We start from the raw sequence: 15683 nt of genomic DNA, 5'->3' as shown, positions 1-15683 counted from the left end.
ATGCTCTAGTCATCAGAGAAAACTTGAAACAATAATTCAGAGTTTGGTTTTCTGGATTTGTTCTTATGTCTTACCTTTATAAATTAAATATGGATCCGGAAAAGTATTGTTTCATTTTAAAACTCTAATTATGATTAATCAAATTCAAAAATTCGAGAAAAATGCTCTTGCTTTAGAAATACAAGGAACCTTTACTGAAGCTGATGCCTTGTTGACAGAACACCTTTTTGAAGAAAAACTAAAAGAAGGCTACAAACATGTAAACATATTAATCAAGGTTAAAGACATGTCTATAATTAAAGATATGGAATTGAAAGGCTTTTTAAAAGGTGAATTATGGGGGATCAGGCACATTGGCAAACTAGGACGCTGTGCCATAGTATCACATTCGGATTTTATCGAGTCGGTGGTCAAAATTGAAAACAAAATCCTTCACTTGTTTAATTCCGCTCTGGAAGAAAAATATTTTGATAATTCACAATTAGACGAAGCGTTGAAATTCATAAATCCTGATTAAGAAATCGTAAAATACCAATTGTTTATAAAATAACCATATGAAAGTTGATTTTAAAACTGTTGATGAATATATCGAAACATTTCCAAAAGAAATTCAATCAATTTTGGAAACGATTCGCACCATAGTTTTAGATAATGCTCCAAAAGCTGCAGAAAGTATTTCTTATGGAATGCCAGCATACAAAACTAGCGGAAAGCCTTTAGTGTATTTTGCGGCGTTTAAAAATCATATTGGATTTTATGCAACACCAACTGGCCATTCCGAGTTTGCTAAAGAACTTTCAAATTATAAACAAGGAAAAGGATCTGTTCAATTTCCCTTCAATAATATTCCTTACGAACTTGTGAAAAGAATAGTTAAGTTCAGGGTAATGGAAAATGAACAAAAAAATATAAAATAGCAACCACCACTATCAGGGCTTCAGTCTACAATGAACAGCCTGTATAATTATCAAACTTCATTACATCGGTAAACACCAATAACAAACGATCCCTGACTTATCTTGGAAATTATTATTTTAGGGTCTCCCCTCTTCCACATCTCGAAACAATCGTGATCAAAACAAAATGCATCTTTCATTTTCACAAAAAGTTATTGTAAATCATTTTTTTACAACTAAAATTTGGTATATTTTCTTATAATTTTTAATTTAACCCCGATTAAAAATATAATACCCAACTTTAATTAGTTAATAAATACATTTTTCAATTAACTGTAATCTTAAAAAACGAGACGCACAAAATGAAAATTATCAAATTTATTCCAATCTTACTATTTCCAATTTCCGGCCTTTCCCAAGCCAACTTAGAAAAATACGTTATTGATGATGATGGAATTACTGCAGAGAAACCTAACAGCAGCAAAACATATGATGAAAACTATAACTCCAATAACATTATTTACACAGCCGGGAGAAGATTTACTTATTCATATTACTATCAAAATATAAAAGGCGAAAAATTCTTGATAAAAAAAGGCGGAGACATTTTGCAACCAGGAGGTTACAGCATTTCTGATTGGGAATTTGTAGATATCGAAAAACAAGACGACAAAACTGTTTGTCTTCTGATTTTAAAACCCAATTCTGGAAATCCTTTTGCAAAAGATACTCCAGACTATAATCAAACAGCAATCGGTTATGTATACTTGATGAAAAATGGAAAATCATTTTCAATGGAAATAACAGGGGCCATTGAAAATGAAATGAATGTCTGGATACATCCACCAAGAAGTAAATTCTTTGAAATTTTAGAATTAAATCCTTTTCCGTATATAAAAGCTCCTTACAAAATCGGAACAAAATGGAATTGGAAACTGAAAATTGGAGACCATTGGTCTGATAAAAGATGGTTAGAATGGAAAGGTGAAATTGAAAATATTTATGATTACGAAATTATAAACAAGACAAATATCTCAACAAAACTGGGAAATTTAGAATGTTATGTTGTCAATGCAAAAGCCAAAAGCAAAATAGGAGAAACAGAATTAGTTTCTTATTTCAATCCCAATTTTGGATTTGTGAAACTTGAATACAAAAATATTGACGGAACAAAAACAGTTCTTGAAATCGAAAAAGTGGAATAAATAGACTAGAGATAATGACGGTGACGACTATTCGTTTGTAAATTTTGCAGGCGATAGTAAATCAGGCGTACAATCTATGGCCGCATCAATTGATTTTATGAAAGACAATCTGGATTTTAAAATTCCTGTATATTTAATCCAAGGCAATGAAGATAATTTGACACCAAAAGAAATGTCAAAAAAATATTTCGCCGCTATAAAAGCACCTAAAAACGAATATTTTATATTACCAAAAGCAGCTCATAGATTTAATTTATCCGTTTTGGAAACACAATATAAAATATTCAAGACTATAAAAACTTAGTGCCAAATTAAATATCTCTTTTCAATGTAACACATCTAAAAACTGATTATGAAAAAAATATCTTTTACCCTGCTACTAACCTTTTTCATTAATATTTTATCAGCTCAGGAATTTGAAAAGAAAATAGATAGCATTATAAAAACAGAATTTAGTGATGCTAATGAACCGGGTGGCGCTTTCTTAATTGCGAAAAACGGAAAAGCCATGTATAAAAAAGCTTTCGGTAAAGCTAATTTGGAACTGAATGTAAACATGACTACCGACGATGTTTTTCAGATAGGTTCAATGACAAAACAGTTCACCGCCGTGTCCATATTACTTCTTGAAAAGCAAGGAAAATTAAATATAAATGACCCTATTTCTAAATTTGTTCCCGATTATCCATCCGGAAATGAAATTACTATAAAACATTTGCTTACACATACATCCGGAATTAAAGATTTTACTAAAATAAAAACCATATCTGAAATTGCTCAAAAAGAAATGACACCAAAAATGATGATTGATTTTTTCAAAAATGAACCTATTGACTTTAAACCTGGTGAAAAATTTGAATATAATAATTCCGGTTATGTTTTATTGGGATATATCATAGAATTGACTTCCGGTACTACCTACGAAAATTTTATACAAAAAAATATTTTTGAAAAAATCGGAATGAACAATTCCTACTACGCATCAGACAGAAAGATCATAAAAAATAGAGCGTATGGATATCATAAGAAAAGTTATGGATTCGTTAATAAAACAATCATAAATTTTAGTGTCCCTTTTTCTTCCGGCTCTTTAATGTCTACACTGGATGATATGTTGAAATGGCAAAATGCGTTGAATCAAAACATGCTGTTAGATACTGCAGATCTAAATAAAGCTTTTAAAAAGTATAATTTAGGTAATGGTGAAGAAATTACATATGGATTCGGATGGCATATAAAAGATATTAATGGCATTCCGACAAGAGAACACGGTGGCAGTGTTTTTGGGTTTAAATCAATGGCGGTGTATATCCCAAGCAAAGATATTTATGTAATTGGATTGAGTAATTGTGATTGTCATTCACCAACTGAAATAACAAAAGAAATTGCTAAACTAACCCTTAAAAGCATTGAAAATTAAAAAATACTTCGAAAAAACATTACCCTGAACTTGTTTCAGAGTATTGATTCAAAACAAATTTTAATTTCCATTTTCATAAAAAAGATTTTGTTAGTCATTTTTTCACAACTAAACCTAGGGCTGTTTTCTTATAATTTTTAATTTTTTCTTATTGGCTTTTAGCTAAATTTGTTAACATTGATACTTCCATCAATGTAAAACTAAATGAAAAAGAACCAATAAAGTTCGCCTTGTAAGCACTGAAGTAGCGACAGTCATTTCAATCCCCACAATCGCATTATTTAAAAACACAAAAAAGTGATGTTTTCTAAAATCATAAAGCGTGAATTTCAAGTAGCATTCTCCAGGAACGCACAACCAATATGGTTTAGGGTTTTAAAGTATGTTGTGCTGGGCTGTTGTATTTATTTCTTTTGGCATAGTCCTTTGTTTTGGGTTATTTTGGGCATAATATTTATTTTGGGTTTGCTATTGCATTTCTGGTACAGGTATAAAACCGAAGGATGGACAAAAAGCTATGGTGGATGGGATTATGAAAAAAACAAACCCGGCTGATCAAAAGAGTACACCCCACCCATCTTTCATTTTTTAAAAAATTTTCATCCCAAATTTTCGGTATATTTGTGTATAGCAGTGACATATCAGCTATTCCAGTCAAACCACCATCTTTACTATCAAAAAACCAAACTCAGAAAATGAAAGCAGAGGATAATTATTTAGAAATTAACCGACAATCCTGGAACAACAGGACGGAGATACATTTAAAATCCGAATTCTATAACCTCGATGATTTTCTAAAAGGAAAAACCTCTTTAAACGATATCGAATTAGATCGGCTCGGAGATATAAAAGGCAAAACGATACTGCATTTACAATGCCATTTCGGACAAGACTCTATTTCATTAAGCCGGCTCGGTGCTGAGGTTACCGGCGTAGATTTATCAGACAAAGCCATTGAAAGTGCCAAGCAAATCGCTGCGGAAACCAATTCAAATGCAAATTTCATCTGCTGCGATATTTACGATTTACCCAACCATTTAGACAAACAATTTGACATCGTTTTCACAAGCTACGGAACCATTGGCTGGCTCCCCGATTTAGACAAATGGGCAAAAATCATTTCCAGGTTCCTAAAACCGAACGGCAAATTCATATTTGTTGAATTTCATCCCGTCGTTTGGATGTTTGACAGTAACTTTGAAAAAATAGATTATAATTATTTCAATTCAGGCCCCATCATAGAAACAGAAACCGGAACCTATGCCGATAAAAATGCAGCCATAACCCAAACGTATGTATCGTGGAATCATAGTTTAGGCGAAGTCATAAACTACCTGATTAAAAACGGACTTGAAATAAACACCCTCGATGAATTTGATTATTCGCCCTACAACTGTTTCAATAAAACAATCGAACCTGAACCCAAAAAATACAGAATAGAACATCTGGATAATAAAATTCCGATGGTATATTCCATAACCGCAACAAAGAAGTAAAACAACAGCAGTAATTAGTAAAATGGATAATACAAGAGTTTTTAAAATGTCGTTTGCCGGTGTCTACCCGCATTATATTGCTAAAGCAGAGAAAAAAGGCCGTACAAAAGAAGAAGTACACGAAATCATTTTTTGGCTGACCGGCTATAACGAACAAACCTTTCAGCAGCTCTTGGACAATAAAACCAATTTTGAAGACTTCTTTGCCCAAGCCCCTCAAATCAACCCAAATGCTTCAAAAATTACCGGTGTAATTTGCGGCTATCGCGTAGAAGACATGGAAGATAAACTCATGCAGCAAATCCGTTATTTAGATAAGTTAATAGACGAATTAGCCAAAGGAAAAGCAATGGAAAAGATTTTGAGAAAGTAAGAACCCTAAAGTCATTCCGAGACCATTTATATAAAAAACAGCCCCACTATTTTTATTATTTCTTATGTAGCCTTTTAAAAAGTAAATCATTAAATAAAGAGAAATATGAGAAAAATAATCGTTTTATCAATGATCACATTAGATGGTGTAATGCAAGCCCCCGGCGGCCCTGAGGAAGACACATCAGACGGTTTCAAATATGGCGGCTGGACAGCACCTTATGGTGATGACGTTTATGGCAAAGTCGTGCAGGAAGAACTAAAACCCGCCGATTATCTTTTAGGCCGGAAAACATATGAAATATGGGCAAACTACTGGCCCGAACATGGAGACTTTTGGCCGGGCATTAATGATGGTACAAAATATGTATTTTCCAAAAACCTCAAAGAATCAGACCCGTTAGTTACAGGATGGAAAAACTCAGTAGTAATAAAGAACCTGGAGGATATCAAAAAAATCAAAAATTCAAAAGGCCCTGACATTCAGGTATGGGGCAGCAGCGAACTCATCCAGCTTTTACTTGAGAATGACCTTGTAGACGAAATCAGACTCAAAATTCACCCGTTAACACTTGGAAAAGGTAAAAAACTGTTTAATAATGGAACGATTCCGGCAGCATTCACATTAATCGAAAGTATCGTTACATCAAAAGGAGTAATCATAGTCAGTTACAAACGAGCCGGAGAAGTGAAAACCGGAACTGTAAGCGTGTAAAAAAAAATAATCACAAATAGGAATTATACATGAGAAAACTAATTGCAGCTATAAATATGACGCTTGACGGGTTTTGCGATCACACAGCAGTGAATGCCGATGACGAACTGCATCAGCATTATAATGACCTGTTAAGGAATGCCGGCATCCTCATATACGGAAGAATCACCTATCAGCTCATGGAAAGTTTTTGGCCGGCCGTAGTAAAAAATCCTACTGGCAACAAACCAATTGATGAATTTGCCGTACTGATAGATGATATCCCAAAGATTGTTTTTTCCCGCACCTTGAAAAATGTTGATTGGAAAAATACAATATTGAAAAAGGAAATCATTAAAGCCGAAATTTTAGAACTCAAGCAGCAGGAAGGCAAACCCATTTTCGTTGGCAGTCCAAGTCTGATTGTAAACTTAGCGCAGCTAGACGTAATTGATGAATACCAGATTTGCGTTCATCCAATTATCTTAGGAAATGGCTTACCATTATTCAAAAACATCAGGAACAGAATTGATCTTAAACTCTTAAACACAAAAACATTGGCTTCTGGTGCAGTAGTTCTCTATTATGAGTCTGTAAAAAAATAAATGCATCGTAAAAGAAGCAGATCTTCATAACAACAACAGCACAGCATTTGATAATTTAAAAAAACTGTACCGAAACAAAACGACAAACAGTTCAAGATAATGGACGGTAAAATCAAATACGTGTTTTCTGCAAAAATCTGGCAGTATCCTGGACCCGATGGCTGGCATTTTGTTTCGCTTCCGGAAGAAATGGCAAAAGAAATACGGGAGAATCTCAAATGGCAGGAAGAAGGCTGGGGCCGGCTGAAAGCAACGGCGAAAATCGGCAATAATGAATGGGAAACCGCCATTTGGTTTGACACAAAAATGAAGACATACCTGTTACCCTTAAAAGCCGAAATCAGAAAAAAGGAAAAGATTGAAAAAGGCGAAAATATCGCAGTAACTCTTTGGCTTTAAACATCGAAAAGAATTTCAGACATAAAGCCGGAAACTATAAATGTAAAATTGAACGTTTGTATTTCTATTCCACATAAGCTGGTTTTATTTCCTTTTTCGTAATTTAGTAGATAGAAAATGGCTTATGCAAGGGTGCGTAAATTTTGAAATTTTGTGTTTTCCCGAAACGATTTCCGCAGAAATACAATCAAAGTCTTGCCGTTTCGTTTTTCCTCAAGGAGGCTCATGAAACACTTCTAGAATTATAAATTTATTGGTAAACTTTCAAATACTTATTTAAGATGAAAAGTTCCTTTACTATTTTACTTTTATTCTTTACTTTCTTTTGTTATTCACAAAAAGTATTTTCCGTCAAATACCCTAATCAGGCTGATATTAAAGTATTTGTAGTTAAATACGAGAATCAAGCCGACTTAAATATTTATAAAGTAAAATACCAAAACCAAGCCGGCAAAAATGATGGAAAGTGGTTTTTTGTAGAATATGAAAATCAAGCTGATAAAAAAATATATTTTGTAGATTATGAAAATCAGGCCGACATAAAAATATATTTTGTCGAATATGAAAATCAGGCCGGTTGGAGAAACAAAGAAAAAATACATTTGATGTATTGAAGGTCTTGAAACCGCCCGTATCATCCTGAAACAAGTTGACTAAAAATTCAACACTTTTAGCAATCTATGGAAACTCCAGGAAAACAAAAGACATGACAGACATAGAGCAAATCCTCGCCAGCGAAGTTGAAAATGACAAAACGCCTTCTGTCCAGTACTTCTTGTTTAATCAGGACAACGTTTTAAAATCGGTTCAAATGGGTTTTGCCAACATTGCGAAACAGAAACCAATCAGCGCCGTCACGACTTATAATGCTTTTTCCGTAACAAAAACCTTTACTGCATTAGCAATTTTACAGTTGGCCGAACAAGGAAAAATTGATATAAACAAGCCTGTAGTTCAGTATTTACCAGAATTTCAATACGGAACGAAAATCACAGTAAAACACTTATTGAACCACACAGCAGGTATACCAAATCTCATCCCGCTTGCTTGGATACACCTAGACAGCGAACAGAGCGTTTTTGACCGCAATAGGTTCTTTCAACCGATTTTTGAAAAGAACAATAAAGTAAAATCAAAACCAAATGAAAAATTTACATACTCAAATCTTGGCTATGTTATTTTAGGACAGCTCATTGAAAAAGTGGCAAATACGACTTATGACGAATATATTTCCCAAAATATCATCCGAAAATTACCCATTAACCCCAATGATTTAGCCTTTACTATTACCAATAAGGAAACACACGCAACAGGCTACCACAAAAAACTGTCATTTACCAATCTTCTGTTGGGTTTTTTCATTGACAAATCCAAATTCATGGAAGAAGCTGAAGGGAAATGGCGACCATTCAAAAACTTCTATCCTAACGGCGCATCTTATGGCGGACTGATTGGCACGCCTCTCGCTTTTATGGCTTACATTCAGGAACTTCTGAAAGACAATTGTACTTTGATTTCCGATAAATATAAAGCAATGCTTTTTCAGGAAAACAAAAACAACAAAAGTAAAAATACAGCTATGTGCCTATCGTGGTTTGTCGGGGAGCTTAACGGAAGAAAGTATTTTACTCATGCCGGTGGTGGAGGTGGCTACTATTGCGAAATCAGAATTTATCCTGATTTAAAAAAAGGAAGTGTAATCTTCTTCAATCGTACAGGAATTACAGACGAAAGGTATTTAAACAAATTAGATAACTTTTACATCAGCGCAGGCACATAACAAACGGTCAGGCAGTAATGCTTAACAAGTCCTGCGGGCATTGTCCAGCCTGAACACCAAACCAGAGAACACTACCCTAGCTCACGTCAGGGATTTTTTTATTTAGCATTACTGTATCATTAAATATTGTGATTAAATAATTTTGTATTTTAATTAAATCACACTTTTGTGATCATTCAATTTAAAATTTTGATTTGGTCACGAAAGTGTGATTAAAAAATAATAATTTTCATTTTGACCACAATCTGTTAACAATAACACTGCTATAATGTTGACAACTTTATTTGGGAAGTTTTCTTATAATTATTTACTTAGCTTTTAAATTATATTCTTACAATTATTACAACCCTTTTAACCTGTATACTATACTAAAATAATGGAAATGAAAAAAATATCCATCCTGCTTATCACTATTTTCTGCATCTCATGCAATAAAAAAATAACCACGGAACTCTCCGATAAAATGACAGAATTAAAATCTGAAAATGGAATTCCTAATGACTTTAAAAAATTAGATAAATACCTTGAGAATAAAGAAATCATACTTCTTGGTGAAGCGGCTCATGGTGAAGGAAAAACATTTGAAGTAAAAACCCAAATTGTTAAATATCTGGTTGAAGAAAAAGGGTTTAACACCATCGCTTTGGAAGGCATGGATTTCATTGAAATGGAGTACATTAACGGACGCAGTTCTCTAAAAGATAATTTAGCTCCCAACTTTGAAAGTGACTGGTATGACTATTGGAGTCCTTGGAATTTCGCAAAGCAAATGATACCGTTAGAGAATTTTATAAAAAATAAAAACATTTCTTTAGTTGGTATAGAACCATATGAAAGAATTACCGCAATACTAACTATAGATTTTATTAAAAATGAATTAGAAAAAAATAATTGGTCAACTTCAAACAAAGATAAATGGGTTAAATTATCTCCAATTTTTGATAAAATTCAAGACAATGAAAAGTCACTCACTATAGAGGAATATGATTTTTTCATTTTGCAGTTACAGAAAATAATAGAAGCCAACGAAACTATTTTTTTTAACGACAATCTCTTTACGCAAATGTTAGAAAACCTAATCACTCATGTGAATATGAAATGTAATCCTAAATCTTTTAGCAATGAAGATGAAAAATTAGCTTATGAAGTAAATATGAGGGACAATCAAATGGCAAGGAATTTAATCTATTTCAAAGAAAGAAATCCAAATGCTAAAATTATAGTTTGGCTTGCCAATTTTCATGGTGCTACAAACGTGAGAGAAGTGACTTCTGCGGTAGGTGATCCAGAAATATATTCTAAAGTGACCGTTTTCGGTGAACATGTTAAGAACAAATATGCTGACAAAGTTTATAGTATTGCAACAACTTCTTCTAAAGGTTTTTCAAAAATGCCTTTTAATATTGAAAGCATTAAAGTAACTAAAATTATGGCACCAAAAGAATCTTTAGAATTCGAATTGGATAAACGAAAATTCAATTTTGGCTTTATTGATTTTAATGAAATTTACAAAAGTAATCCTGAAAAGCGTAATGAAATATTTAATAGTATAATGCTGGGACATATAAGTCAAAAAGGAAAGTGGTTGCAACTTTTTGACGGCTTGCTTTATATCAAAGAAAACGAAATAGCAACACCAAAAGGTTAAAAGTAAGTAAACAAACAACTCATTTATTATAACTCTAACTCCCGATAAGGGATACATATCAAAATCTACTCTGACAATTTACATGAACGGTCAAAAAAAATCCCTAACTCTCGTTAGGGATTTTCTATTTCTAATATTTCAATAATTCCAGTAACTCCTTTTCAAATCGTTCTTTCGGCAAATACTGATCTTCCAACGATTTCATAAACGGAATATCCAATTCCAAACTTCCCACTCTGCGAACCGGAGCATCTAAGTACTCGAAGCAGTTTTCCATGATCATCGCTGAAATATCGCTGGCCACATCTTCATACAACATATCTTCCTGAAGGACAACCACTTTATTCTTTGACAAAATTACTGGTAAAAACGCCATTATCTGTTTTAATTTTAAGTATGTAAATCCCCTCGGCCAGATTACTTACATTAATCTGATTTTCATTTAATGAGTTGGTTACAATCCTTTTAGAAACTAAATCATAGATTTCATATTCTCCTATGGAATTTTCTTCAGGCAAACTTAAATGCAAAATATCTTTTACCGGGTTTGGGTAAAATGCAAATTGCTTCTCTTCAAACGGGTTGACAGCTAATCTTGAAACGCCGATTATTTGGGCTACATAATTTTTGGGAACACCATTGTATTCTGTAAAATGTCCACCAATTACAACTTTCCCATTTGGTTTAAACACAATAGCGTCAACACGATGATTTGGACCGGTTCCTGTCTGAAAACTGGTATCAAGAGTTCCATTTGCATTTAATCTCGCCAACATTTTTGGATTAGAAGTATAGGAATTAAAATCCCCTCCTATGAGTATTTTACCATCTGATTGCAAAGCAATTGAATTAATATTGTACTCCATATCATCTAAAAATGTTGATCCAAAAGTTACATCATGAGATCCATTTGCATTTAAGCGTGATACTTGATATAGTGAATTAACTATAGGGAAAGCAAAATCAATTTCTCTTGAAAATACGATTTTCCCGTCCGGCTGTAAAAGAAATTTACTCGCATAAGTTTCTTCGGGTGCATTAAAACTTAAATCTAAAGAGCCATTTGGATTTAAACGTGCTAATTTTACAACACCAAGTTTTTTAGTATTAATAATAATTTTATTATCCGGTTGTATAAGTATTGCATGACCACTGGTAGAAGCGTTAAAAAAATTCGCTTCTACTTCAGATGAAAAAGTAGGGTCGAATGATCCATTTGAGTTTAATCGAGCTAAATTGATTATTGAATGCCCATTAAAACTAACAAACCCCCCTGAAATAATTATTTTCCCATCAGATTGCAATCCTAAAGAAGATATACTTCCTGCACTATTTCCAATGTTAAAAGTCTGATCAACTGAACCATTAGAGTTTAAACGGCGGATTTTGCCTTCAAAATTTACCCCATCCCATTCGGAATAAATAATCTTTCCATCCGGTTGCAATAATATATCAGAAATATAATTGAAATTTGAATAGAAATTAAAACCGGCATCTAATGACCCGTCCGAATTAATTCGGGCAATCATGTCTCTGGGTACATTATCATAAGTATCAAAAAAGCCAAAAACAACAATTTTACCATCTGGTTGTAACAGAATTTCACGTACAGATCCATTAAATCCAACACCAGAATTAAAGTCTAAATCCAATGCTCCATCCTGAGCAAAACCAAATATTGATAAAAGACATACTATTAAAAAGTAAATTTTTCTCATAATGTTAATTTTTAGAAATTAAACAATTTGAAAAAATTTGAGGTACATAAAGTTACAAAATTCAAATATATTACACTAGCAATCAATTAATTAACAATACAAATAAAAAAAAGCCGGAACTTTCGTTACGGCTTCTTTTAAATAAATATTAACTCAGCTTTTAGTATTTCAACAATTCCAATAATTCCTTTTCAAAGCGTTCTTTCGGTAAATACTGATCTTCCAGAGACTTCATAAACGGAATAGCTGATTCCAAACTTGCTACCCGGCGAACAGGAGCGTCCAGGTGTTCAAAACAATTCTCCATAATCATCGAAGAAATGTCGCTCGCAATTCCACCAAACAACGTATCTTCCTGAAGAATAATCACTCGGCTTGTTTTCTTAACCGAAGTGTAGATAGCTTCCCAGTCTAATGGCTGCAAACTTCTCAAATCTAATAAGTCTGCAGAAATATCTGCATGTTTTGCTAAAGTTTCCAATGCCCAGTGTACTCCGGCTCCAAACGAAATGATAGTTACATCATTTCCTTCTTTCAACAACGAGGCTTTTCCAAACGGTAAAGTATAGTAATCTTTCGGTACATCCTGATAAACACTTCTGTATAATAATTTATGCTCGAAGAACATTACCGGGTTCGGGTCGTTAATTGCCGTGTTCAACAGTCCTTTTGCATCATAAGGAAAAGCAGGGTAAACTACTTTCAATCCCGGAGTTTTGGTAAACCACGCTTCATTGGTTTGTGAGTGGAAAGGTCCCGCCTGAGTTCCGCCTCCACAAGGCATACGTACTACCACGTCGGATTTCTCCTGCCAACGGTAGTGTTGTTTTGCCAATAAGTTTACAATCGGGTTAAAACCTGTCGATACGAAATCAGCGAATTGCATTTCTACAACGGCTTTATGTCCGTTAATTGACAAACCGTTAGCTGCTGAAACAATAACGCTTTCGCAGATTGGCGTATTGCGGACACGGTCTTTACCAAACTTGTCTACAAAACCATCAGTAATTTTGAAAGCGCCGCCATATTCGGCAATATCCTGCCCCATCGCAACCAAATTCGGGTGACGCTCCATCGACTGGCTCAATCCCTGTGAAATTGCATCGATCACACGTATATTTTCTTTCTCACCTTTCGGTTCTATATTTTCAAATGTGTACGGCGCATAAACATCGTTTAATTCTTCATTCAAATCCGCAACAATAGCAGGCTCTTCCTGAACCTTAGCCCAATCCGTATCGATTTCTTTCTTGATTTCTGCTCTGAAAGCTTCGTCTTGGTCGTCGGATAAAACAGCTGTAGTTTTCAAATACTTTCTGAAATTCTCTACCGGGTCTTTAATCGCCCACATATCCATCAATTCCTGCGGAACATATTTGGTACCACTCGCCTCTTCATGCCCACGCATACGGAACGTCATGAACTCTAACAAAACCGGACGTGGATTTTCAATCATAGAAGTTTTCAATTCGGATATCAAATTATAGACCTCCAAAATGTTGTTTCCATCCACCACATGGCTTTCCATTCCGTAACCTGCTCCTCTGTCGGCCAATTGTTTGCAACGATACTGCTCATTAGTTGGTGTTGATAATCCGTAACCATTGTTTTCAATTACAAATAAAACCGGTAAATCCCAAACAGAAGCCACGTTCAATGCTTCATGGAAATCACCTTCCGAAGTTGCTCCTTCACCAGTGAAAACAGCAGTAACTTTACCGTTTTTCTTCAATTTATTGGCCAAAGCGATTCCATCTGCTACACCCATTTGCGGACCAAGATGCGAAATCATCCCAATGATATTGTATTCCTGAGTCCCGAAGTGGAACGAACGGTCACGTCCTTTGGTAAATCCGTTGCGTTTTCCCTGCCATTGTGAAAATAAACGGTGTAACGGGATTTCTCTTGTGGTAAAGACACCTAAATTACGGTGCATCGGTAAAATATATTCATCTTTATCCAATACCGAAGTAATCCCAACCGAAATAGCTTCCTGTCCTATTCCCGAAAACCATTTGGATACTTTTCCCTGACGGATCAGGATAAGCATCTTCTCTTCAATCAATCGCGGTTTTAGGATTTTTTTATATAAATCCAACAACTGCTCATTGGATAAATTCTTTCTGTCAAAATTCATTATAAAGTGTTTTTTTAAACGCTTTCAAAAGTATAAAAAATAACACTTTAAGCGCAAAATGTTTAATATTTTATTTTCTTATAAAGACTTCTGTTCTAAGTATCAGACGGGTGATCTCTTAAAAATGTTGACAACTTTATTATTTTTCTACGGTTAATATTACATACATTTGTTTCAAACATACGGTTTTATACCGAAAAACGTTATTAACAAAAACTAAGTACAATGCAAAACATTCCTAGTGTTGACTTACGTGATTTCCTGTCGGATGATCCGGCACGTAAACAAAAATTTGTAAATGAAATCGGAAAAGCCTACGAAGAAATCGGCTTCGTAGCATTAAAAGGTCATTTCTTAGATGACAAATTAGTAGGAGAACTTTATAGTGAAGTTCGCAATTTCTTCAACCTTCCTTTAGAAGTAAAAACCAAGTATGAAATTCCGGGCATTGGAGGACAAAGAGGTTATGTTTCTTTTGGAAAAGAGCATGCTAAAGGTCGTTCAGCCGGCGATTTGAAAGAGTTCTGGCATTTCGGACAGTATTTAAGCGATGGTTCAAAATATACTTCTGAATACCCTGAAAATGTAAATATTACCGAATTACCAAAATTCAACTCCATAGGTAAAGAAGCTTATCAGATGCTTGAAAAAACAGGCGTTTATGTTTTAAGAGCATTGGCCATTTATATCGGTTTGGATGAATTTTATTTCGATAAGTTCATTAAAGACGGAAACAGCATTTTAAGACCAATCCACTACCCTCCCATAACCGACGAACCTAAAGACGGCGCCGTTCGTGCAGCTGCACATGGCGACATCAACCTTATTACTCTTTTGATGGGTGCTCAAGGCAAAGGTTTACAAGTGCAAAACCATGACGGACAATGGATTGATGCAATAGCTCAAGACGACGAATTAGTGATTAATGTGGGCGATATGTTATCCCGTCATACTAACAATAAATTGAAATCGACTATTCATCAGGTTGTTAATCCTCCAAGAGAATTATGGGGGACATCCCGTTATTCCATTCCTTTTTTCATGCACCCGATCAGCGAAATGCCTTTGAACTGCCTGGAAAAATGCATCGATGAAAATCACCCTAAATTATACGAAGATATCACAGCCGGCGACTTCTTATACGAGCGCCTGGTTGATTTAGGATTGATCAAAAAATAATCTCATTAAATTTTCAGTTAATAAATTCCAAATTCCAAGTCAAATTGGGGTTTGGAATTTAATTTTTAAATAACTTTGAAGGTTACGATTTGCAATCACGTTTATTATTGAACGCGGATAAAACTGATGAATTA

At 34.3% G+C, this 15683-nt stretch carries 16 protein-coding genes and 1 pseudogene; 14 read left to right on the top strand and 3 right to left on the bottom strand.

From position 1 onward, the window contains the following. Positions 1 to 130: 130 nt before the first annotated feature. The 13 genes from LZF87_RS10305 to LZF87_RS10245 all read left to right on the top strand — a co-directional run bounded on the left by LZF87_RS10305 (position 131) and on the right by LZF87_RS10245 (position 10515). Entirely contained in the window at positions 131 to 517 is a 387-nt protein-coding gene (locus tag LZF87_RS10305) for an STAS/SEC14 domain-containing protein (RefSeq protein WP_244338902.1), read from the top strand. A 37-nt stretch (positions 518 to 554) separates the two neighbouring features. Beyond that, positions 555 to 917 (top strand): iron chaperone, encoded by a 363-nt coding sequence (locus tag LZF87_RS10300; protein ID WP_244338901.1) that lies wholly within the window; start codon positions 555 to 557, stop codon positions 915 to 917. Positions 918 to 1258: 341 nt separating this feature from the next. Then, on the top strand, positions 1259 to 2101 hold the full coding sequence (locus LZF87_RS10295) for a hypothetical protein (protein WP_244338900.1): 843 nt from the start codon (positions 1259 to 1261) through the stop codon (positions 2099 to 2101). Positions 2102 to 2177: 76 nt separating this feature from the next. After that, positions 2178 to 2405: an alpha/beta hydrolase gene (locus LZF87_RS10290; protein ID WP_244338899.1), complete on the top strand. Its 228-nt coding sequence runs from the start codon at positions 2178 to 2180 to the stop codon at positions 2403 to 2405. 48 nt (positions 2406 to 2453) lie between these two features. Continuing rightward, positions 2454 to 3521 carry a serine hydrolase domain-containing protein gene (locus LZF87_RS10285; RefSeq protein ID WP_244338898.1) on the top strand — a complete coding sequence of 356 codons (1068 nt, stop codon included), beginning with the start codon at positions 2454 to 2456 and terminating at the stop codon, positions 3519 to 3521. Between the two features lie 695 nt (positions 3522 to 4216). Beyond that, positions 4217 to 5017 carry a class I SAM-dependent methyltransferase gene (locus tag LZF87_RS10280; protein ID WP_244338897.1) on the top strand — a complete coding sequence of 267 codons (801 nt, stop codon included), beginning with the start codon at positions 4217 to 4219 and terminating at the stop codon, positions 5015 to 5017. A gap of 22 nt (positions 5018 to 5039) precedes the next feature. Next, complete coding sequence (locus LZF87_RS10275; RefSeq protein ID WP_244338896.1) at positions 5040 to 5390, top strand: DUF2200 domain-containing protein; 351 nt, start codon at positions 5040 to 5042, stop codon at positions 5388 to 5390. Positions 5391 to 5495: 105 nt separating this feature from the next. Then, positions 5496 to 6104 (top strand): dihydrofolate reductase family protein, encoded by a 609-nt coding sequence (locus LZF87_RS10270; RefSeq protein ID WP_244338895.1) that lies wholly within the window; start codon positions 5496 to 5498, stop codon positions 6102 to 6104. A gap of 29 nt (positions 6105 to 6133) precedes the next feature. Beyond that, the gene (locus LZF87_RS10265; RefSeq protein ID WP_244338894.1) at positions 6134 to 6688 is read left to right on the top strand and encodes a dihydrofolate reductase family protein; all 555 of its coding nucleotides are present in this window, start codon (positions 6134 to 6136) and stop codon (positions 6686 to 6688) included. A 99-nt stretch (positions 6689 to 6787) separates the two neighbouring features. Then, complete coding sequence (locus tag LZF87_RS10260; protein WP_244338893.1) at positions 6788 to 7087, top strand: DUF1905 domain-containing protein; 300 nt, start codon at positions 6788 to 6790, stop codon at positions 7085 to 7087. Between the two features lie 281 nt (positions 7088 to 7368). After that, positions 7369 to 7701 (top strand): DUF6150 family protein, encoded by a 333-nt coding sequence (locus LZF87_RS10255; protein WP_244338892.1) that lies wholly within the window; start codon positions 7369 to 7371, stop codon positions 7699 to 7701. Positions 7702 to 7793: 92 nt separating this feature from the next. Next, complete coding sequence (locus LZF87_RS10250; protein WP_244338891.1) at positions 7794 to 8867, top strand: serine hydrolase domain-containing protein; 1074 nt, start codon at positions 7794 to 7796, stop codon at positions 8865 to 8867. Between the two features lie 382 nt (positions 8868 to 9249). Continuing rightward, positions 9250 to 10515: an erythromycin esterase family protein gene (locus tag LZF87_RS10245; RefSeq protein ID WP_244338890.1), complete on the top strand. Its 1266-nt coding sequence runs from the start codon at positions 9250 to 9252 to the stop codon at positions 10513 to 10515. A gap of 130 nt (positions 10516 to 10645) precedes the next feature. On the opposite strand, the pseudogene LZF87_RS10240 reads toward LZF87_RS10245, so the two are convergent. From LZF87_RS10240 to LZF87_RS10230, 3 genes and pseudogenes are all read right to left on the bottom strand, one after another. Continuing rightward, positions 10646 to 10861: pseudogene (locus tag LZF87_RS10240) on the bottom strand (transketolase C-terminal domain-containing protein); the annotation flags it as partial. After that, complete coding sequence (locus LZF87_RS10235; RefSeq protein ID WP_244338889.1) at positions 10857 to 12233, bottom strand: T9SS type A sorting domain-containing protein; 1377 nt, start codon at positions 12231 to 12233, stop codon at positions 10857 to 10859. The gene LZF87_RS10235 and the pseudogene LZF87_RS10240, both read right to left, overlap by 5 nt. A gap of 160 nt (positions 12234 to 12393) precedes the next feature. Beyond that, positions 12394 to 14370, bottom strand: a complete 1977-nt coding sequence (locus LZF87_RS10230; RefSeq protein ID WP_244338888.1) for an alpha-ketoacid dehydrogenase subunit alpha/beta — start codon at positions 14368 to 14370, stop codon at positions 12394 to 12396. A gap of 225 nt (positions 14371 to 14595) precedes the next feature. On the opposite strand from LZF87_RS10230, the gene LZF87_RS10225 reads away from it, so the two are divergent. After that, the gene (locus LZF87_RS10225) at positions 14596 to 15549 is read left to right on the top strand and encodes an isopenicillin N synthase family dioxygenase (RefSeq protein WP_244338887.1); all 954 of its coding nucleotides are present in this window, start codon (positions 14596 to 14598) and stop codon (positions 15547 to 15549) included. Positions 15550 to 15683 lie beyond the last annotated feature (134 nt).

Origin of the sequence: Flavobacterium enshiense (assembly GCF_022836875.1) — a bacterium.
Taxonomy (GTDB): Bacteria; Bacteroidota; Bacteroidia; order Flavobacteriales; family Flavobacteriaceae; genus Flavobacterium; species Flavobacterium enshiense_A.
Note: the sequence above shows the minus strand (reverse complement) of the source record. Positions and strands in the feature narration are given on the sequence as shown.

Coding starts and splice junctions, on each gene's coding strand:
- LZF87_RS10300 (WP_244338901.1), top strand. CDS start 555: ATGAAAGTTGATTTTAAAACTGTTGATGAATATATCGAAACATTTCCA.
- LZF87_RS10250 (WP_244338891.1), top strand. CDS start 7,794: ATGACAGACATAGAGCAAATCCTCGCCAGCGAAGTTGAAAATGACAAA.
- LZF87_RS10235 (WP_244338889.1), bottom strand. CDS start 12,233: ATGAGAAAAATTTACTTTTTAATAGTATGTCTTTTATCAATATTTGGT.
- LZF87_RS10280 (WP_244338897.1), top strand. CDS start 4,217: ATGAAAGCAGAGGATAATTATTTAGAAATTAACCGACAATCCTGGAAC.
- LZF87_RS10285 (WP_244338898.1), top strand. CDS start 2,454: ATGAAAAAAATATCTTTTACCCTGCTACTAACCTTTTTCATTAATATT.
- LZF87_RS10265 (WP_244338894.1), top strand. CDS start 6,134: ATGAGAAAACTAATTGCAGCTATAAATATGACGCTTGACGGGTTTTGC.
- LZF87_RS10230 (WP_244338888.1), bottom strand. CDS start 14,370: ATGAATTTTGACAGAAAGAATTTATCCAATGAGCAGTTGTTGGATTTA.
- LZF87_RS10270 (WP_244338895.1), top strand. CDS start 5,496: ATGAGAAAAATAATCGTTTTATCAATGATCACATTAGATGGTGTAATG.
- LZF87_RS10290 (WP_244338899.1), top strand. CDS start 2,178: ATGGCCGCATCAATTGATTTTATGAAAGACAATCTGGATTTTAAAATT.
- LZF87_RS10255 (WP_244338892.1), top strand. CDS start 7,369: ATGAAAAGTTCCTTTACTATTTTACTTTTATTCTTTACTTTCTTTTGT.
- LZF87_RS10245 (WP_244338890.1), top strand. CDS start 9,250: ATGAAAAAAATATCCATCCTGCTTATCACTATTTTCTGCATCTCATGC.
- LZF87_RS10260 (WP_244338893.1), top strand. CDS start 6,788: ATGGACGGTAAAATCAAATACGTGTTTTCTGCAAAAATCTGGCAGTAT.
- LZF87_RS10295 (WP_244338900.1), top strand. CDS start 1,259: ATGAAAATTATCAAATTTATTCCAATCTTACTATTTCCAATTTCCGGC.
- LZF87_RS10225 (WP_244338887.1), top strand. CDS start 14,596: ATGCAAAACATTCCTAGTGTTGACTTACGTGATTTCCTGTCGGATGAT.
- LZF87_RS10305 (WP_244338902.1), top strand. CDS start 131: ATGATTAATCAAATTCAAAAATTCGAGAAAAATGCTCTTGCTTTAGAA.
- LZF87_RS10275 (WP_244338896.1), top strand. CDS start 5,040: ATGGATAATACAAGAGTTTTTAAAATGTCGTTTGCCGGTGTCTACCCG.